The organism is Siphonobacter sp. SORGH_AS_1065 (genome assembly GCF_030818595.1).
In the GTDB taxonomy this organism is placed as follows: Bacteria; Bacteroidota; Bacteroidia; order Cytophagales; family Spirosomataceae; genus Siphonobacter.
This window is the reverse complement of record NZ_JAUTAM010000006.1, coordinates 262,256-282,506: the sequence shown is the minus strand read 5'-3', so window position 1 is coordinate 282,506 and position 20,251 is coordinate 262,256. Positions and strand designations below refer to the sequence as shown.

Below are 20,251 nucleotides of genomic sequence, written 5' to 3'. Positions count from 1 at the left end.
GGTTTCCAAACCAACCATACGCTGGATTTAAGCGGCGGTAACCAATCGACGGTTTATGCCATTGGTTTTGGTTATACGCAAGATAAGGGTACGACGAAAGGAGAAGACTTCAACCGCTATACTCTACGCGGCAACCTCGGCAGCGATCTCACGAAATGGCTGAACCTGAGCTATAACAACTACGTTACAATCGCTACCCAGAACGCCGGCAGTTTCGAAGCCTTCCGCAGTGCCTACCGTCTGAAGCCGCTCGGCAGAGCTTATAATGAGGATGGCAGTCTGAAATTCCTCCCAACGGCGAAAGAGACGCAGATCACGAACCCGCTGCTGGATATTCAGAATGAAATTCGGGAAACCAAATATTTGAATTACCTTGGCGACATTGCCCTGAAATTCAAGCTGTTACCCGGCATGACCTTTACTTCGAAGTTTTCGCCCAACATTAAATACACCCGTTACGGCGAATACCGGGGTAAGTATACCAAAAGCTCCGTAGGTAACCAGAACAGCACGCGGGCTCAGGTAGAGAATTACCTGGATTTCTCCTATACCTGGGATAATATCGTCAACTACGACACTCAAATTAATCCGAATAACAAGATCAACGCCACGTTTGTCTATTCGCAGTACAACGCCCAAAACGAATCCTATGCCCTACAAGTAAGAAATTTCTCCTCCGATAATTATCAGTTTTACAACCTCGGAGCGGGTTCTACAGTCAACAGTTACTCCAGTAAATACCTGAAGCAAACGCTGGAATCGTTTACAGGTCGTTTGAACTATAGCCTCAACGATAAGTACATCTTTACCGTGACGGGCCGTTACGATGGGTCTTCTATTCTGGCCGCAGGTAACAAATGGGCGTTTTTCCCCTCAGCCGCTTTTGCGTGGCGAATGATTGATGAGAGCTTCCTGAAGTCTCAGAATGTCATGTCGGATGCGAAACTTCGCCTGAGTTACGGAAAGACGGGTAACAACGGTGCTGGAGGTGGTTTAGCTCCGCTGGGTTCGCTGTCCTTACTGTCACCGAGTTATACCAACATTAACGACCAGAGTGTCAGTACACTTTACATCACGGGTCTGGCTAACAAGAATCTGACCTGGGAACATACCGCAGAGGTTAACGTAGGTCTGGATTTTGGTTTCTTCAAAAACCGCATCACGGGATCTTTGGATGTGTACGATCGCAAGACCAGCAATATCATTTTCTTCCGTCCGTTACCACTGGCTACGGGTTTCTCCGGCACGTATGACAACATCGGACAGGCTAGTAACCGAGGCGTTGAACTGGGTCTGAATGGCGTAATTGTGGAAGGGAAGAATTTCCGCTGGACTACAAACCTGAACTTTGCTTCAAACCGTAATAAAGTGTTAAAGCTGAACGGAACAAGCAATGAGATTATTTTTGGTTCGCAGGGAGCTACACTTATTCACAGAGTAGGTCAGCCGATGGGTTCGTTTTACTACTTTAAATCCGATGGTATCTGGGGAACCGATCAGGCGGATGAAGCCGCTAAATACGGACAGAAACCCGGTCAGGTTCGCGTAAGAGACTTGAACGGCGATGGCCAGATTTCGGAGAATAATGACCGGATGATTATCGGTAACTCGGCTCCAAAATGGACGGGAGGTATGACTAACTCCTTTACCTTTAAAAACTTCGACTTCTCCTTCTTTGTCTACACCAGTCAGGGAGCTACAGCGGCCAGTAACTTCCACCGTTCTTTCGCTTTTGCTTACGACACAGAGCCTGCCCGTCTCTGGAATGGCTATCGCACCAATTACTGGACACCTGACAACCAAACCAATCACTGGTTCCAGCCCGGTAACGGTGGAACGTATGCTGCCGCTTACAAGTACATGGATGTGTCTTTCGTGAAAGTCGGGTACATTACGCTTGGCTATAAGCTGCCTTCGACGCTGCTCGATAAAGCCGGACTTGGTAATTTCCGGGTTTATACCACGGTTCAGAACCCCTTTACTTTCTCAAAGTATGACGGTTGGGACCCTGAAAACGCGGGACGTAACGACTGGGGCGGTGCCTTCATGTCACGGACATACATGGCTGGTTTGAGCTTAAGTTTCTAAAAGCAAGTATTGAAAACGAATCCTCATGAAGATTAATAGATTATTACCCCTTGCCGTAGCCTTTTTAGGTTTTTCCTGTCAGGGATTTTTGGACGAAACCAATCGACAGTCTCAATCGCTGGAAGATGCCAGCAAGAACGCCGGTACTTTCAGTCAGTTATTAGCCCGGGTTTACGAAGTCTCCCGGAATAATACCACCCGTTATGCGTCCGATATGTTGTATGTGCTGGAAGATCTCGGCACGGACATCATCACTCGTAGCAGCCCGCTAACGGGAACGGACGTGCTCAACGATTACGTGGATATGAACCCCTCAACGTATGCCATGCAGGTGTATTGGGGGAATCAGTACGCCAACATTGCCGCAGCGAATACGGTGCTTGACAATGCGGATCTGATCCAGGGCGTTGACGCTAACGTCAAAAGTTCAGGTATCGGGCAAGCCAAATTTTTCAGAGCCTGGGCTTACTTTAATCTGGTTGAAAATTACGGTGGCGTTCCGCTGGTTTTAAAACAGATTAATACTTCGGAAACTTCCTTCCCCCGCTCAACGGAAGAAGAAGTGTACAAGGCCATCGTGGCCGATCTGGAGGATGCTTTAACGAAAGTTGACGATAAACCATCCGAATATGGTCGCGTTTCGAAAGATGCCGTGCGGCAGTTGCTGTCGAAAGTATTACTGACGAGAGGCTACAAAACCTTCGCCGCCAGTGACGACGTCACCCGTTCGATTAGCCTGGCGGAAACGGTTATTTCCAGTCACCCGCTCGAATCTTCGTTCGCTCGTTTATTCTCGGTTGATAACGTGAGAAGTCAGGAAACGGTGTTTTCTTACCTCTTTGGCAGCGTGACTTCCAGTATGGGCTGGGGAAATACGCGTCACATGCTGTATAAGTTTGAGTACTTTAACTATCCGGGCATGACGCGGGGAACACTGTATCAAAACGGTATTGGTCGCAACCCAACGCCTTTCTTTTACAGTCTTTTCGACGATAAAGATCAGCGGGCTGAAGCTACCTTCCGTCGCGTGTTAATTGCGGACAAAGTCAGTACCGATGGAGCCATCAAGATTGGGGATACGGCCATTTATTTCCCCAAAACTTCCTGGACGCAGGCCCAGATCAGTGCGAAGAAATACAAAGTCATTAACCCTGATCAGTATTTCACGAATGATGGAGTGACGAACGTGCATTACCCCATGTTCAAGAAGTTTGATAACCCCGGAGCACCCTTCGTGTACGCGGATCAGCCTGCTTTAGGCACGCGTGACATGATCATGATGCGAGCCGGAGAGGCTTACTTACTGGCGGCAGAAGGTTATCTGAAATCAGGGAATACTACCAAAGCGGCCAGTTTATTAACGACCCTGCGTTCACGTGCCGGTCTTACGACGGCTCTTACACCCGCTCAGGTGACTATCGATTTTATTCTGGACGAACGGGCTCGTGAGCTGGTCGGTGAAGTAAACCGCTGGATGGATCTAAAACGGACGGGTAAGCTCATTGAACGGACGCTGGCCTATAACCCGCACGCTAAACTTAATAAGGCTCTAACAACCAAGCATTTATTAAGACCGATTCCTCAGTACGAAATCGACGCTTCGGGTGGTTCTGTTGCTCAGAATCCTAATTATTAATTATAGTATTGAAAACGAACTTCAGGAAGATGCTTTTTCCTGAAGTTCGTTTTCAAAAATGCCTGCAATAATCCAGCCCTGCATTTCCTTAAGCTTCCTGCCTTTACGATTGCTTCTTTTTCTTACTTCACCCAAGCTTCTAAACCCAGTTACCTTATTACCTTTCTTTTCCTGATGATCACCTCTCTACAACGCTCAAAGCAGCTCCTGTTCTCTGTAGGACTGAGTCTGCTTTTTGGCATTTCAGCGGCTAGTGCTCAGTTAAATGTCAAAGCTTCCCAGCAACTGATTCAACGGGTTATTCCGAAACATCATACCCATTTTTTGGTCGAAGCCCTACCCGATTCGAAGGAAAATACCTTTGAAATTGAGAGCAGTAAAGGCAAAATTGTGCTTCGGGGAAATAATGGCGTAGCCGTTGCTTCCGCCCTGTATCATTACCTGACCGAATTTGCCCATTGCCAGATTACCTGGAACGGAACGAATCTGAACCTGCCCGCTTCCTTACCTAAAGTTCCGGCCAAAATCAGCAAAAGTTCGCCCTACCAGTACCGGTATTACCTCAACTACTGTACCTTCAATTACAGCATGAGCTGGTGGGACTGGTCGCGGTGGCAACGTGAAATTGACTGGATGGCTCTGCACGGAATTAACATGCCTCTTGCTATTACCGGAGAAGAATATACGTGGAATGAAGTCTATAAAGACATGGGCTTTACGAAAAAGGATTTAGACGGCTTCTTCAGCGGGCCTGCCTACTTTTCCTGGTTCTGGATGGGTAACCTCGATGGCTGGGGTGGCCCGCTTCCCCAAAGCTGGATGGATAGCCATAAGACGCTTCAACAGCAAATCCTGAAACGCGAACGCGAACTGGGCATGACACCCGTATTACCTGCCTTTACGGGTCACGTGCCGGAGGCCTTTCGTCGGAAATTTCCGAATGCGAAGTTAAAAGCAACCAACTGGACCAACGGTTTTGCGGATACCTATATTCTGGATTCGGAAGATCCTTTATTTGCTGAAATCGGTAAAAAATTCCTTGAAAAACAGACGCAATTATTCGGCACGGATCACCTGTATTCTGCGGATACGTTTAATGAAAACGAACCGCCCACCGACGACCCAGCTTACCTTTCTGAATTGAGCAAACGGATTTACGACGGCATGCAACAGGCGGACCCCAAAGCGGTTTGGGTGATGCAGGGCTGGTTATTTTACAGTGATCGGAAATTCTGGAAAGCTCCTCAGATCGAGGCCTTACTCAAAGCCGTTCCCGACGATAAAATGATTTTGCTCGACCTGGCCGCGGAAATTGAGCCCGTCTGGAAACGTACCGATGCTTTCTATGGCAAACCCTGGATCTGGAATATGCTGAATAACTTCGGCGGAAACGTGAACCTGTTTGGTCGGATGGAAGGTGTGGCCGCTAATCCGGCCAAAGACCTCAGTGATCCCAAGGCGGGCCAGTTGAAAGGCATTGGTTTGACCATGGAAGCCATTGAGCAGAATCCGGTCATTTACGAACTGATGATGCAGCACACCTGGCAAAAAGAGGCGATTGAACTGGATTCATGGCTCGCTAAATACGCCCGGAATCGCTATCGCTCCACCAACCCGAAACTGGTAGAGGCCTGGCAGGTTTTACGTCGTACAGTATATAATGGCAAGGATATTCGCGACGGGGCCGAATCCATCATCACGGGCCGTCCTACGTTTGACTCCACTACCATATGGACCCGCACCAAGCTTAACTACCCCCCTGCCGAGTTATTACCAGCCTGGGATTTGCTGACAGAATCGGCTAAACAGGGTGTAAATAGCGATGGTTTCCGCTATGATCTGGTAGACGTGAGTCGGCAGGTTTTGGCGAATTATGCTCTCGTCGTGCAAAAACAGTGGAAAACGGCTTACCAGAAAAAAGACAAGGCGGCCTTCGCTCAATACAGCAAAGATTTCATTGAACTCATCACGGATCTGGATCAATTACTGGCTTCCCGCAAAGATTTCATGCTGGGGCCCTGGCTAAAAGATGCCCGAAGCTGGGGTACTAATGCGGAGGAAAAAGCCCTTTACGAACAAAATGCTCGGGATTTGATAACCCTCTGGGGAGACGCCGAAAGCCCTTTACACGAATACTCGAACCGCCAGTGGAGCGGGCTTCTCAATGATTTCTATAAGCCTCGCTGGGAGCAGTTTTTCCAGGTCGTTACTCAAGCCCTGGAAGCTAATCAGAAGCCTGACCTTCAGGCTTTCGACAAGAAGATTAAGGCCTGGGAATGGCAGTGGGTAAAGAAACAGAACTCGTTTCCTACTACAGAAACGGGTAATTCGATTCAGCTTTCACTGGATATGCACAAAAAATACCGCGATCGCCTAACGAAGGCGTACCGCCCTTAACGTACCTCGGATGCCTATGTCTCCACAATCATCGCCTCCGTTAGTTACCGAAAGCACCGTCAACCCGCCCGCTCCCGTTTCATCGGGAAGGCTGGTTTCGCTGGATGCCCTTCGCGGCTTTGACATGTTCTGGATCATGAGCGGAGAACACATCATTCACGCACTGGCTCGGGCAACGGGCTGGCCTGCGTTAGTCTGGATGTCGTCGCAATTGCACCACGCCGAATGGAACGGTTGTACCTTTTATGACATGATTTTTCCGCTCTTCCTGTTCATAGCGGGCGTTTCCATGCCTTTTTCCTTGCAAGGGAAATTACAACGGGCGGGGCTCACTTCCGCCGAACAGTTATCGGCCCGGGAAAAGCGGCCTATTTACCGTGCCATGCTGAAACGTACGCTGATTTTGATTGTACTAGGGATGGTGGTAAACGGGTTACTCGAATACAAAGCTTACGAACAAACCCGGTTGGCCAGTGTGCTGGGTCGCATTGGGTTGGCGTGGTTCGGAGCGGGCGTTATCTACCTCAACACTAGCACACGGGGTCAGATTTTCTGGGCGGTTGCTATTTTGTTAGGATATTGGGCCGCCATGACGCTGATTCCCGTTCCGGGTTTTGGAGCAGGTGTGCTGACTCCTGAGGGAGCGTTATCTTCGTTTGTAGATCGGATGTTGTTACCGGGAAAACTCCATCGCACGGTGTATGATCCAGAAGGTTTATTTTCCACCATTCCGGCTATTACTACGGCTTTGCTGGGAATGTTAACGGGTACGTTACTGAAAGATTCGCGACCTACCATGACTCAAAAGACGCTCCTTATGCTTGGACTTGGCGTGATTTTGATTTTCACTGGTTCCGTTTGGGATCAGGTATTTCCGATCAATAAACGACTTTGGACAAGTTCATTCGCTGTCTTTGTGGGTGGGTGGAGTCTGTTATTTCTGGCGGTATTTTATTACATTATTGACGTACAGAAGCTTCAAAAATGGGCCTTCCCTTTCATTCTCATTGGTGCCAATTCCATCCTGATTTATCTGGCCTCCGACGGCATTATTGACTTTGCACATACGGCTCATTTTTTATTCTACGGATTTAGCCAATTTTTCTCGGTAAACTGGCAACCCGTTATTCAATCCCTGGCCGTTACCGTTACTCAACTACTGCTGTTGTACATACTTTATCGAAATAAGTTATTTCTAAAGATTTAGGAATCTGGTTAGTACTTCGGCGATTCTTAATAAGGATCGCCGAAGTTTTTTATAGGCCTTAAGGGCTTGTCTTTCTGTACATTCGCTTAAATTTCAATCGGTGAACGAAGCGATGGAACTTGCTTAGATTAGTAACTTCGTCTCATTCCACCGAGGGTCTCTCTTCATTCGAGATGACTTTAACATCCAAGAGCAAATCATTTGCTATTCTAATCAAGGACGTTCCCCTATTCTCCGATTCTAAATTTCAGTGCGTTTCTATTAGTACCGATAAGCATCTATGCTCTGAAGGACAGATGGGGTCTGGACCAAATTTTCCGCTTGTTTTCTCGAACACAGCAAGAGACTTTGGGTAGAATGAGGTTATTGAAGACACTTCATGACCCAATAAGCTCGAAAAAGGGCCTAAGATTCTTCGCTTCGCTCTGAATGACAGAGGCTGGTGGTAAAGTAATTATGTTTACGCCGTGGTTGGTGTCTCACCAACCACAGTTTGCGTACAAATGGCTGGTGAGACACCAACCATAGCAGGAAAAGCTAAACGCAAAGAGGTAGCGTCTTTACTTTGTGAAACGTTCTTATAACCCGCTGTGCGTATAAACAACCGGGCATAACTGGCTGGAGTTTGGACCGCTAATCGCTGTATTTTACATCAAAATGATGAGCCTATTCGAAAGTTTTGCGAGGGAAAATGTTGGAATTTTGTCTTTTTTCGTGCCTCACCGCTAGGGAATGGTCATACGCACAACGGGTACTATGTAGTACACTTCTATCATTCATAATTACACTTGAATCAGGCAAGCACTAACACTTTATTGTAAATATTTATAATAATTATTTGAATATTTACAATATACTACGTACAATTATATGCGAGTATCTATCATTGTTAGCTGTTTTATCTAATTCATCAATTAAATTTATTTTGCAATGGAAAATCAGTTAGAACACAGAAAAGCCCTGCTAATGCATTTAAACCTTAAAGAGAACTTATCTTCTCTTGATCTCTCTCGAGAAGATTTAGGTATTAGTAATACTAGCTTATGACAAGCTAAAAGAAAGTATAACACAAACTAATCAATATATAGACACTATAAACATAGATAATAATCACGAAGTTATTTTAAAAGACCCCAAACAACACTTTACTAATTTTAGGGGCCCAGGCCCTAGTGGCAATCTGTCTACAGATGACCAGTCACGAAGGGAAACTTTCTTTCATGTTCCCTTCAACATTAAACATATTAGATTTACATGCCAGACAAAAGTAGCATGGCTTCCTGTTTTTACATGTGGAGTTAGGCTACATATGTGCTCCAGTCTATGGCAGTATAAAACAGTGGCAGGATTCTTCTATGGAACAACCTATATCGATTTCGATCTTGCATTTTCTAATGTACAGGCCGACATAAGCTTTCAGACGACAGATTCTAATGGAGGTTTTTGTAACTGGGAAAGCTCTTAGTATAATGATTCGTTAGGAATTCACCTACCCAGTTAGTCCATGTTTTTAAAGTGGATGGCTGAAAAAGTGTTTGCAATGCTGAACATCATAGACTCTTTTTTCAGTCATCCACGACACCGTTACGAATGAGCAGTAAAAGGTGACCCTAAGTAAAAGTAAACGCTCTCACTTCATTCGAGAGACAGGTGAAAGTAAAGTTTACTATACCCAAGAGAAATCATTTACTCTTCCAATCCATACAATTCCCGACAGCCCAAATTCGCTGATTCTAATTTTAAAGAGCTCCTATTATTGCTTATCCCATCTATCTGAGCATTATTATTTAACTTTTAAAAGAACCATTCTTGATTTCTATGCTTATGAAAAATACATTCCTACTATTAGCCATTTTAAGCTTTTCATGTGCTTGCAATACTAGTCAATCCAAACTAAAAAAAACGGATACCCAATACTCTGTTTCAGCTATACAGCAAGCGGGCAAAACACCCGCGGACCTGAGAACCCATGAACAGACTGAAATGCTTGAAAAGCTAACTAAGCTTGTAAGTGATAACCTTATGGTAGAAAACAACCACTTAGTCTTAAAGCTTACTGAAAAGGATTTTGTGAAAAATAATATCTCAAAAGAAGTGTATTCTTTAATCCAAAAAGAGGTAGTAATCAATAACAAGTACATAGATTCTTTGCATATTGATGCGAACCAAATGCTGAAAGATTCTCGGTGGATTAAGCAGCATTAGTTATTCTATTCCTAGCGTTATATGTATTGGAAAGAACCCTTCTCTAATAAAGCCAGAAGGGTTCTTTTCAATTACTATCTAAAGCCTTGACCATTCAGAAATTATTTTCCCTTCGTTAGAGATAACGCGTGGAGGTAGAGTTTAACATCCAGGAGCAAATCATTTGCTACATCTAATCAAGGATGTTCCCCTATTCTCGGATTCTAAATTTTAGTGTGTTTCTATTAGTACGATAAGCATCTATGCTCTGAAGGACAGATGGGGTCTGGACCAAATTTTCCGCTTGTTTTCTCAAACGCAGCAAGAGACTTTGGGTAGAATGATTGAGGTTATTAAAGATACTTCATGACCCAATAAGCTCGAAAAAGGGCCTAAGCTTCTCCCCGGATTTCATCCGGGGCTATTCATATTCAACCCCTCCAGGGTTATTTGCCGTAAAGCTATTTCAACAACCCCAGCGGGGTTAAATTTAAGTAGCCCCGGATAAAATCCGGGGAAGTAACATTCACCAACAAAAACTTTCTCAAAGTCAAGTAAGCTCCTCCGCCTCGCTCTCGATGACAGATTGGAGCTTAAACGCTTCCTTCAATGATCCTCTCGAAGTAGACGAAGCTTACTTCCTTTATTTAACTCTTATTCTTAAAGGTTATTTCTTCCTACACCCGAGAGAACCGTTAGAATTCTCCGTCCTTTAGTTAGTTCATCGTTTTTTTATTACAATCACTTAGCGAAATTCCATCTCGTTCCTATCGTACGGCAGGTTCCCACCTGCCGTCAGTCCGTGTTTTCAACGCGGATTTGCGAGAAAAGCATTTATAACGCTGAACGTCGCGAACAATCAATAAACAGGTAATTCCAATACTATATCAGGAGTGCTCTTTCATAGATCCTTAAAAAACTGAGACTTACTTTTGACAAGTAACCAGAGATGAACTCTATTCTTTGAAACGTGCTGGGCTAAAATCTGGGTTCTTGACTTATTCATGGGGTGTTTCCTCTCAAAAATGCAATTGCCTCCTGTTTTTATTATTTATTTGCAATGAATTATACAATCCAGTCGAGCAAAACCTGGCCTCTGAAAAGGCATTACCATTTTTTACGATTCATTAAACTGTTATTCCTCATGCATGTACCTGAACGCTCCAGAGTAGGCCTGTTTTTTCTTTGTACTTTTTTGTTTTCATTATCCTTCTCCCAGGCCCAGAGTACGCTTTCATCTTCCAGTAAAAAAGCGGTGAACAAACGAATTCTGGTTTTTTCCAAAACAGCGGGCTTTCGGCACGCTTCCATTCCAGCGGGCAAACGAGCCCTTATGAAGCTGGGTGATGAGAATGGTTTCGCAGTGGATACCACGGAGAATGCAGACGCATTTCAGGAGGATAATCTGAAAAAGTATAACGTCGTTGTCTTTTTAAGCACTACCGGAAATATTCTGGATGCGGCTCAACAAGCTGCTTTTGAACGTTACATTCAGTCGGGTGGCGGATACGTAGGCATTCATGCCGCTGCGGATACGGAATACGACTGGCCCTGGTATAACCAGTTGGTAGGAGCTTATTTTATGAGTCACCCTAAACAGCAAAATGCTGAAATAGAGATACTTAATCATAAACATCCTGCTACCAAAATGTTACCTAAACGCTGGAAACGCTACGATGAATGGTATAACTACAAAAGTATTGTTCCTGAAATCAAAGTATTAGGTAACCTTGACGAAAAAACGTATGAAGGCGGTAAGAATGGCGAAAATCACCCTTTCATCTGGCACCGTGATTTCTACGGAGGAAAGTCATTTTACACGGGTGGTGGTCATACCGACGAATCCTATAGCGATTCGCTTTTCATGCAACACATTTTAGGCGGAATTCAGTCCGTTTGGGCTAGTAAACTGAATTACAAAAAGGCCAAAACACAGCTTTAATTCCAAAGGGATTCCCTAAAAAAGGCCGAATAGCTTAACTCGTTATTCGGCCTTTTTATGTATCACTGGAAAATTATAATTCTATTTCAGACGTCGGAATGATATTAATAAACGCACTGGTGATCTGGTTGTATTGTTCTTCATCAAAACTGTAATAATAGGCTCCTCTTTTTGAAAAACCTTTTTGCTTTTCGTCGAGCTTATTTAAAAGCTTCATCGACAGAATTTTCCGGCTAAAATTCCTTTTGTCAAATTCAATGTTATAAATCGCTTCGTAGAGTTTCTGTAGTTGCGGAAGCGTAAATTTTTCGGGTAATAACTCGAAACCAATCGGATGCTGGGAAGCCTTTGACCGCAGGCGTTTCAGGGCCAGACTTACCATATCACCGTGATCGAAGAGTAAGGTAGGAAGATCATAAATTGAAAACCACTGGGCATGAAACGTTTCCGATATTTTTGATTCGTAGTCGTCAATTTTTACTAACGAAAAGTAAGCAATCGAAATCGTCCGGGCGATGGGGTCACGGTCGGGCTCGCCAAAGGCACTCAACTGTTCTAAGTAGACATTGGTAAGCCCCGTTAATTCGTGCACAATGCGGGCCGCTGCCTGCTCCAGCCCTTCTCTGGGCTGCAACCACCCTCCCATTAAGGACCAGGTATTTTCCTCCACTCCCCGCTTCACTAATAACACTTTCAGGTTTTCTCCATCAAAACCGAAAATGATGGAGTCCAGTGCTACCAGGTAAGCATGCTGCTCTTTGTATTGGTTTAACATCATAAAATTTACTCATCAAATTTCTGGCCCGAATTTTGCCAGTACGAAATATGTCGATTTTTTAATGTACTCGCAATTTTTTACCAACTATTGCTTTGTTCATCAGCTTATTATTGCCGAATTAACCATTCGGCAGAACGATTAGGGTACCAAAGTAACCTTTACTTTACCAGAGGACGTTGCCGGAAAGACGTCGGTGTTGTGCCGGTATATTTTCGGAATTGTTTGCAGAAATGGCTCTCGTCGGTGTATCCAAATTCATCCGCAATTTCCTTTAAACTAAGCTGACTGTATAACAATCGGGCTTCGATGAGCTTGATTTTGTACTTTGTAATGTATTGCTTCAAAGACTCTCCGGTCTGCTTTTTAAAAAATAAACTGATGTACGCCGGAGCATAATGAAAGGTTTCAGCCAAATGGTCAATGGTCAGGTACGTGGGCTGGTAAATGTGCTGCTTGATGTACTGAAGAATCGCTTCAACCGAGTCTTTTACCAGAGGCTTTGCCGGATTTTGACTAAACAAATTACGAGCCAGAATAATCAGTATGCTTCGCATTAAGCTATCGCGAATCATCTCAAAATACGGCGATTGTTCCTCTACAGATTCTGCTTCCAGCACGCTTAATAACTGATGTAATTTCTGTTTTTCAAACGTATTCTCCACAATAGAACCCCGGCTTTGTGAGGACGTATGAAGCAACGTCCGAATGACGGGTTGCCAGGGCCGATCCTTATCATGGGAATCTTCTTTGTGGATGGACTCGTTGAAACGAACAAAACTGAATTCGGTCAGCTCAGCAATCTCGAAGTTATGAAAATCCTCCGGGCCTAACAGAAACACGTCACCTTCGGCATAAGGATATGTGTTTCCATTGATCTGATGGATGCCTCTTCCTTTCAAAATAAAAATGATCTCAAAATAGGTATGCTTGTGTACCGAATGTCCCCAGGTGCTGGCCTCAAAATGATAGATACTAAAGGATGAGTGTAAAATATAACGTTTCATAAGCGATTTCTCTCCGGAAAACTACCGATATATAATGGATTTTTACCATAAATTTCGTTGAGTGACGTTCTACTTTTGTCAGCATCAAAGGATCGATTCGGGCAAAATGCAATACTTTATGAAACGTATTTATTTATCAATAGCTGGTATTATTGCTCTGATTCCCTTATTTTCATTACAGAAAGCCGACGATTGGACCTCGCTTCTGGATAAAAATCTTTCGCAATGGGAAAATTACCTGAGTTATGAGCACCAGCTTAACTATAATGGAAAAATACCAGTAGATGCGACGGGAAACCCAATGGCCCCTATTGGCTATAACAAAGATACCCGAAAGGTTTTCTCGGTTATTGATGATCCTGCCGGGCCAATTCTACACGTGAGTGGTGAAATCTATGGCTGCCTGTTTACCCGTCAGGAATTTGAAAACTATCATCTGAGACTTCAGGTAAAGTGGGGTAAACGAAAATACGTTCCCCGTCTGGACAAGCTTCGTGACTCAGGCATTTTATACCATTCCATCGGTGAAGCCGGGGCGGAATACTGGCGAAGCTGGATGCTCTCGCAGGAATTTCAGATCATGGAAGGACACATGGGCGATTTCTGGTGTCAAGCCAATTCCGCGATTGATATACGTTCGTTCCCATCAGAAGGTAGCATGAGTCGCGTGGCGGATGAAAAGCAACCCTTCGGAACGCTGAAACAAGGCGGCGATGGCTTTTGTATGCGTTCGGGTAATTACGAAAGTCCGGCAGGAGAATGGACTACGCTTGAGTTAATCTGCTTCAAAGGAAAGAGTCTTCACATCGTCAATGGTCATGTGGTAATGATCCTTCAAAACTCCCGGTATATTACGTCCACAGGTCAGGAAGTTCCGATGTCGAAGGGGAAGATTCAATTGCAGAGCGAAGCGGCTGAAGTGTTTTACCGAGCCATTCAAATCAAGTCCCTGGCCAACATGCCTAAGCAGTATGAGCACCTGTTTTTGTAGTCTTTCTTCCCATGAATAATCGTACAGAATATGAAAACGAAACCCAGAAGACAATTTATAAAAAGTAGTATCGCTGCCGGGTTGACGGTTCACTTGCCTGATTCTCTGGCGGCTCAAAACATCTTCACGCACCATGTACTATTTTATCTGAAAAATCCCGGAAACGAGGAAGATCAGGCAAAGTTGCTGGAAGGCTTACATAAACTGGCCAAGTGCCCTACAATTAAACTGGTTCATATTGGTACGCCCGCAGCCACGAATCGGGAGGTGATTGAACGCGGTTATACCTACTCGTGGTTATGCTTTTTTGATAGTCCGGCGGACGAAGAAGCTTATCAGAAACATCCCATCCACGACGATTTCAGAACTAATTACGCTCCTCTCTGGGAGAAAGTCGTGATTTATGATTCCATAGGGCCAAAGCGGTAATCTATTTCATTAAAGAGAGCCATTTACGTTGTGAATGGCTCTCTTTTACTGGTAGGCGGGTAAGTAAACGTAGAAAGTAGCTCCCTTCCCAAGTTCGCCCAAAGCCCGAATAAACCCGCCGTGGTTTAAGGCTACTTTTTGGCAAATAGCGAGTCCGACTCCCGTGCCGGAGAATTCGTTCTTTCCGTGCAGCCGTTGAAACACACCGAAAATTCGATCCGCATACTTTTCTTCAAAGCCGATGCCATTATCCTGAATGGTTATCCGGTGATAGCACGCATGCGTAGGCGTCCAACCCGAGATCCAGGAAAGCTCGCTAGCCTGCATTAATTCATACCCGACACGAATGTGCGGCGTGGTCACGGCTCCGTTCTGGTCCTTACTACTGAACTTGATAGAATTAGAAAGCAGGTTTTGGAATAACTGTTCCAATTGTCGGGCATCCCCTTGCACCCGCGTTAATTCGGCCACCTCAATGACGGCTTTTGTTTCTTCGATGGCTACCGATAAATTGTCAATGGCCTGCTCTAATACCCCGGAAAGATTCACTTCCTGAGGGCTGACTTTTCCATTGGAAATTTTTGAAAACGCCAGTAAATCCGTGATGAGGGCACTCATCCGCTGGGCAGACTCCTGAATTCGATCAATCAGACGGGCATCGTCCCCCAGCACAGGCCGAAACCGACGATCAATTAAATTGCTGAACTGCTGAACTTTCCGGAGCGGTTCCTGCAAATCGTGACTGGCGATGTAGGCAAACTGTTCCAGACTTTCGTTGGACCGAATGAGGTGCTCGTTCGTCTGAGCCAGGTTTTCGTACGAAGAGGTTAACTCTTCATTGGTCGCCTCCAATTCTTCCGTTCGTTTCTGCACCAGTAACTCCAGGGCCATCTGCGTTTCCCGGTGGAGGGTAATATCCTGAGCCGTACCACTTATGCTAACGGCATTTCCATTTTCGTCTCTCTTTATTTTACCCTGAGCGTGAATGACGCGTCTTTGTCCCGTCTTTTTCGAAAAAAGCGTGTATTCACTATCAAATAATCCATCCCCTGCCGGATCGCGGGCTTTATCCATGGCGATTCGAATGGCCTGATGATCCGCTTTATCAATGACCCAATACCCTTGGTCGATTGTGAGTTCTTCATCGGGCTCAAAGCCAGACCATTGTCGCAATCGCTCTGAATACTGCAACTGCCGGGTGGTAAAATCAATATCCCAGGTAGCTAGCTCAGCCAGCTCGACGGCCTCAGCCAATTTATATTGAGCTTCTTTCAGCCTTTGCTGACTGCGTATCGTTTCGCTTACGTCAATAGCAATATCCAGAATTGCGTACACGTCCCCCTTTTCATTCAGTAAGGGTGTATAAGTAATGTTATAGAAATTATTGGTCATTACCCCATGCTGCACAATGTTCACCTGCGAAGCATCACTCTGAAACATTACTTTCGAAGTATACACATTGTCCAGAATTTGCAGGAAGGGCTGATTTTCCAATTCCGGCATTACTTCCCGCAGGGGCTTTCCCACAATGTCCGGGCCTTTGCCCACGATGTCGATAAAGGCCTGATTCGGCATTTCTATGATCAAATCCCTGCCTACAAAAAGGCCCATAGCCGCCGGAGCCGTTGCTATGATGTCTCGTAGCTGAGCCTCCCGAGCCTCAATTTTTTTACGCGAGAGCACCTGCTCGGTTACATCCGTTGCAATGACCAGAACTCCGGTAATATTCTGGGTTCCAAGTTGATATTGAGGTTGGTAGGTTAAATCTACGTAAATCGTTTCCAGCACGCCTTTTCTTAATAATCTGACGGCTACTTCTTTAGCAATGAAGGGAATACCCGTGTCCAGTACCTGCTGTAATAACAGATCAAAACCCTGCCCAATAATCTCTGGAAGGGCTTTGCTTAGGGGTTTTCCTACGATCTGATCGGGCGTTCTTCCTACTAATTCGCCGTAAAAGGTATTGACTTGCTGGAAGGTTAGTTCATGGCGGTCAATCAGGGCGATTCCCACCGGAGAGACTTCGAATGAATCAAGTATCTGCTTTTGAGCCGCCTGCTGACGCTGGAGGGACTCCATATCACGGGTGACATCATGAGCTACGCCCCCAAAGCGTTGTACCTTTCCGATTTCATTGAAATACGATTTACCCATAAAACGAACCCAGCGAAGTTTACCATCGTCGGCTCCGAGCGTGCGAAAGGTAATATCATAAAGGCCGCCAGACTCCTGTTGAAAGGCCCAATGTACCGCTTCATCCACCTGAGCAACATCATCGGGATGAATGAAGGCTATTGCTTTTTCGTAGGGTAAGTAATTATCTTTTGCTAAACCAAAAAGCTCTCGGCAGCGGTCATCCCAGAGTATCTGCATGGAAATAGGATCCAGCTCCCAAACTCCTAAGCCCGCAGAAGTTAATGCAAAATCTATATCTAAACGCTCCCTAAGTGACCCAGCTCCGGGGTTGAGCGACATCTCGCCTGGCATGTATATTTTTCGTCAATAGTTATGATAGTAACTGTTTTATAAAAAAATGGTTGAAAAAATCTCCTGACTCTATTTTCTAACTGACATATCAGGCTACTATCACCTGAATAAGCCTAACTTCGGCATATACCAATACCTCTTTATCTCTATCCTTAACATTTACTATGAAAACGACTTATACAGCCGTCAGGCTATTGCCTCTACAAACAGGTTTACTCCTGTTTTGCCTGCTTTTTTCGGGGAGTGGACTCGCTCAGGTTCGCAAAGACACGACTAGTTTCATTCATACACTGGATATTCAAACTGGAAAAATTGATACCGTTCTTGCCATTCAAAAACACCTCGAAGCCCCCAACTGGCACCCGGACAGCTACCTGATCTTGAACAGTCAGGGTCGGTTATATACGTTGCCGCTACAGACAGCGAAACTTCAGGAACTTCACACCGGATTTGCCAGCCAATGTAATAATGATCATGGACTCTCGCCGGATAAGAAATGGCTGGCCATCAGTCATAACGACAAGCAGAATCCTTCCCCAAAACCCTATAAATCAGCCATCTATATTTTGCCTGTTTCGGGAGGAGAACCCCGACGGATCACAAAAGAAGTCCCTTCATTCTGGCACGGCTGGAGTCCCGATGGCAAAACCCTGGCTTATTGCGGTGAACGCGAGGGGAACTTTGATATTTATACCATTAGCCCCGAAGGGGGTGAGGAAAAAAGGCTAACTACCAGCGAAGGACTCGACGACGGGCCGGATTATTCAGCCGATGGAACGTATATCTATTTCAACTCGTACCGCACGGGTCATATGCAGATCTGGCGAATGCGGGCCGACGGTTCGAAACCTGAGCAGCTCACCTTCGACGAAAATTCAAATTGGTTCCCTCATCCTTCGCCGGATAACCGCTGGATTGTTTATATTGCTTACACTTCGGATGAAAAACAGAGTCATTTGTTTGGCAAGCCCGTAAAACTTCGACTGATGAATCTGAAAACCAGAGCCATTAGGGATATTACGCCCGTATTTTACGGAGGCCAGGGGACCATTAATGTGCCTTCCTGGAGTCCTGATAGTCAGAAACTTGCCTTTGTTAGTTACTCCGTAAAGTAATTTAAACTCTATTGCCTAATGAAAAATAATTCCTCTAAATCAAGAAGACAGTTTCTGCACCAAATTGCGGCTACAAGTCTGGCGGCCGCTTCCACTCCCCTAACCACGCTGGCGGCTCAAGCCAAAGCGGAAGAACGCATCCTACAGTTCGAGAAGAAAATTACCGCGAATGATACCATTCGTTTAGGTGTCATTGGTTACGGCGTTCAGGGTCATTTTGATCTTACTACGGCCCTGAAAGTTCCCGGAGTAGAGCTGGCGGGTATTTGTGATTTATACACCGGAAGAATTGAGAACGCAAAGGAACAGTTTGGAAAAGACCTGTTTACCACCCGAAATTATAAAGAGCTGTTAGATCGTAAAGATATTGATGCCGTCATTATCGCCACGCATGATGTCTGGCACGCCCGCATGACGCTGGATGCTCTGGCAAAGGGCAAACACGTGTATTGCGAAAAGCCTATGATTTATAAAATCAGCGAGGGGCCTTCGGTCATTGCCGCAGCTAAAAAAGCAGGTAAGGTATTACAGGTAGGTAGCCAGCGGGTAAGCAGCATTGGATACGCCAAAGCGAAAGAATTACTGGCCTCAGGAGAAATTGGCAAGCTGAATATGGTTAATGCCGTGTATGACCGTCAAAGCTCAATTGGAGCCTGGGAATACACCATACCCAAAGATGCCGATGCCAGCACGACCGATTGGGAACGTTTCATTGAAGTAACTGATAAAATGCCTTTCGATGCCAAGAAATTTTTCTGGTGGCGGGCCTTCAAGGAAGTGGGCACTGGGGTGGCTGGAGATTTATTCATTCACTTGCTAAGCGGTACGCACCTGATTACTAACTCCAAAGGGCCGGAAAGTATTTACAGTACGGGGCAGCTTAGTTACTGGAAAGACGGTCGGAACATGCCCGATGTGATGTCCGGAGTTATGCAATACCCTGATTCTAAAGAACATAATGCTTTTCAGTTAACCCTACAGGTAAACTTCATCAGTGGAACGGGCGGACAGGAAGTGATCCGTCTGGTTGGTTCGGAGGGGGTGATTGATGTAGTAGGAAATAGCATTACGGTAAAACACAGCGTTATGCCCGAAGCACCCGGTTTTGGGGGGTACGATTCGGTCTTTACTTTCTCAAAAAGCATGCAGGAGGAAATGCAGAAAGAGTATGATGCCAAGTGGAAACCGGAGCAACGCAAGCGAAAAGTAAAAGAAGATATTGTTTTCAAAGCACCCCAGGGTTACAGCGATCACCTCGACCACTTTACTAATTTCTTCGAAGCCATTCGTTCCAACAAACCTGTGGTGGAAGATGCCGAATTTGGATTCCGGGCGGCGGCTCCGGCTTTGGCCTGTAATGAAAGTTATTTTAACAAAAAGATCATTCACTGGGATCCGGTGAAAATGAAGTTGAAGTAAATTCCCTAAAAGCTCTGAGAATGTTCTCAGGGCTTTTTTTACGACTGGACATTCTGCAATGGGAAGAGACCATATTGCTTCCCCGGATGAAATCCGGGGACATGATGACGATACATTTGGTAGTTAAGGCTATTTCATACTTAAATGACACCTAACTACTTAATCATCAGCGTCTGTCTTCAGAGCGAAGCGAAGAATCTTATAACCTTTTTCTAATGTATTGGGGCATGCGGTAACTCGACTAAACCCGACCCGCCCCATTCCACAGAAGGTCTCTCACTTCGTTCGAGATGACAGAGAATACCTAGTCTTTCCTCTATAGTCAACCGAAGAAGCTCTACTGGTGCGAGATGCCTTCTCGTTCCTACCCTAAGGCAGGTTCCAACTGCCGTTCTCCCAAGCCTGTCCGCATCAGCAAAGGATCGCATTCCTACCAAAACCATTGCTTAGATCTTCCCTTTATTCACTCTCAGCGGGAATTGAAAATACATTTCCCTACATGCCTACACCGAAACTTAGCAAAACTTATTTAGACTAATTCTTTTCTTAGAGTATATTGCAGCCATTATTCCTA

At 45.2% G+C, this 20,251-nt stretch carries 13 protein-coding genes; 10 read left to right on the top strand and 3 right to left on the bottom strand.

Annotation, left to right across the window (positions count from 1 at the left end; genetic code table 11):
• The 6 genes from QE390_RS21805 to QE390_RS21780 all read left to right on the top strand — a co-directional run.
• A partial coding sequence (locus QE390_RS21805; RefSeq protein ID WP_307143846.1) for a SusC/RagA family TonB-linked outer membrane protein occupies nt 1–2,088 on the top strand: 2,088 nt, incomplete at its 5' end.
• A 25-nt stretch (nt 2,089–2,113) separates the two neighbouring features.
• Complete coding sequence (locus QE390_RS21800) at nt 2,114–3,724, top strand: RagB/SusD family nutrient uptake outer membrane protein (RefSeq protein ID WP_307143845.1); 1,611 nt, start codon at nt 2,114–2,116, stop codon at nt 3,722–3,724.
• 174 nt (nt 3,725–3,898) lie between these two features.
• Nucleotides 3,899–6,121 (top strand): alpha-N-acetylglucosaminidase, encoded by a 2,223-nt coding sequence (locus QE390_RS21795; protein ID WP_307143844.1) that lies wholly within the window; start codon nt 3,899–3,901, stop codon nt 6,119–6,121.
• A 16-nt stretch (nt 6,122–6,137) separates the two neighbouring features.
• Nucleotides 6,138–7,328, top strand: a complete 1,191-nt coding sequence (locus tag QE390_RS21790) for an acyltransferase family protein (protein WP_307143843.1) — start codon at nt 6,138–6,140, stop codon at nt 7,326–7,328.
• Between the two features lie 1,824 nt (nt 7,329–9,152).
• A complete protein-coding gene (locus QE390_RS21785) occupies nt 9,153–9,533 on the top strand; it encodes a hypothetical protein (protein ID WP_307143842.1) in 381 nt (126 codons plus the stop codon).
• 1,123 nt (nt 9,534–10,656) lie between these two features.
• A complete protein-coding gene (locus QE390_RS21780; RefSeq protein WP_307143841.1) occupies nt 10,657–11,454 on the top strand; it encodes a ThuA domain-containing protein in 798 nt (265 codons plus the stop codon).
• Between the two features lie 73 nt (nt 11,455–11,527).
• Here the strand turns inward: QE390_RS21780 and QE390_RS21775 are convergent, their stop codons facing one another.
• Complete coding sequence (locus tag QE390_RS21775; protein WP_307143848.1) at nt 11,528–12,229, bottom strand: NUDIX domain-containing protein; 702 nt, start codon at nt 12,227–12,229, stop codon at nt 11,528–11,530.
• Nucleotides 12,230–12,390: 161 nt separating this feature from the next.
• Nucleotides 12,391–13,236 (bottom strand): AraC family transcriptional regulator, encoded by an 846-nt coding sequence (locus QE390_RS21770; RefSeq protein ID WP_307143840.1) that lies wholly within the window; start codon nt 13,234–13,236, stop codon nt 12,391–12,393.
• Between the two features lie 118 nt (nt 13,237–13,354).
• On the opposite strand from QE390_RS21770, the gene QE390_RS21765 reads away from it, so the two are divergent.
• Nucleotides 13,355–14,227 carry a DUF1080 domain-containing protein gene (locus tag QE390_RS21765; RefSeq protein ID WP_307143839.1) on the top strand — a complete coding sequence of 291 codons (873 nt, stop codon included), beginning with the start codon at nt 13,355–13,357 and terminating at the stop codon, nt 14,225–14,227.
• 30 nt (nt 14,228–14,257) lie between these two features.
• Complete coding sequence (locus QE390_RS21760) at nt 14,258–14,656, top strand: Dabb family protein (protein ID WP_307143838.1); 399 nt, start codon at nt 14,258–14,260, stop codon at nt 14,654–14,656.
• Nucleotides 14,657–14,701: 45 nt separating this feature from the next.
• On the opposite strand, the gene QE390_RS21755 is transcribed toward QE390_RS21760, so the two are convergent.
• Nucleotides 14,702–17,131: a PAS domain S-box protein gene (locus QE390_RS21755; RefSeq protein WP_307143837.1), complete on the bottom strand. Its 2,430-nt coding sequence runs from the start codon at nt 17,129–17,131 to the stop codon at nt 14,702–14,704.
• A 176-nt stretch (nt 17,132–17,307) separates the two neighbouring features.
• Between QE390_RS21755 and QE390_RS21750 the strand changes: the two genes are divergently transcribed.
• On the top strand, nt 17,308–18,258 hold the full coding sequence (locus QE390_RS21750; RefSeq protein ID WP_307143836.1) for a transporter: 951 nt from the start codon (nt 17,308–17,310) through the stop codon (nt 18,256–18,258).
• A gap of 18 nt (nt 18,259–18,276) precedes the next feature.
• Nucleotides 18,277–19,677, top strand: a complete 1,401-nt coding sequence (locus tag QE390_RS21745) for a Gfo/Idh/MocA family protein (protein ID WP_307143835.1) — start codon at nt 18,277–18,279, stop codon at nt 19,675–19,677.
• Nucleotides 19,678–20,251 lie beyond the last annotated feature (574 nt).

Excerpts from the sequence above, each read along its gene's own strand:
- QE390_RS21800 (WP_307143845.1), top strand. The coding sequence starts at position 2,114 with ATGAAGATTAATAGATTATTACCCCTTGCCGTAGCCTTTTTAGGTTTT.
- QE390_RS21795 (WP_307143844.1), top strand. The coding sequence starts at position 3,899 with ATGATCACCTCTCTACAACGCTCAAAGCAGCTCCTGTTCTCTGTAGGA.
- QE390_RS21790 (WP_307143843.1), top strand. The coding sequence starts at position 6,138 with ATGTCTCCACAATCATCGCCTCCGTTAGTTACCGAAAGCACCGTCAAC.
- QE390_RS21785 (WP_307143842.1), top strand. The coding sequence starts at position 9,153 with ATGAAAAATACATTCCTACTATTAGCCATTTTAAGCTTTTCATGTGCT.
- QE390_RS21780 (WP_307143841.1), top strand. The coding sequence starts at position 10,657 with ATGCATGTACCTGAACGCTCCAGAGTAGGCCTGTTTTTTCTTTGTACT.
- QE390_RS21775 (WP_307143848.1), bottom strand. The coding sequence starts at position 12,229 with ATGTTAAACCAATACAAAGAGCAGCATGCTTACCTGGTAGCACTGGAC.
- QE390_RS21770 (WP_307143840.1), bottom strand. The coding sequence starts at position 13,236 with ATGAAACGTTATATTTTACACTCATCCTTTAGTATCTATCATTTTGAG.
- QE390_RS21765 (WP_307143839.1), top strand. The coding sequence starts at position 13,355 with ATGAAACGTATTTATTTATCAATAGCTGGTATTATTGCTCTGATTCCC.
- QE390_RS21760 (WP_307143838.1), top strand. The coding sequence starts at position 14,258 with ATGAAAACGAAACCCAGAAGACAATTTATAAAAAGTAGTATCGCTGCC.
- QE390_RS21755 (WP_307143837.1), bottom strand. The coding sequence starts at position 17,131 with ATGTCGCTCAACCCCGGAGCTGGGTCACTTAGGGAGCGTTTAGATATA.
- QE390_RS21750 (WP_307143836.1), top strand. The coding sequence starts at position 17,308 with ATGAAAACGACTTATACAGCCGTCAGGCTATTGCCTCTACAAACAGGT.
- QE390_RS21745 (WP_307143835.1), top strand. The coding sequence starts at position 18,277 with ATGAAAAATAATTCCTCTAAATCAAGAAGACAGTTTCTGCACCAAATT.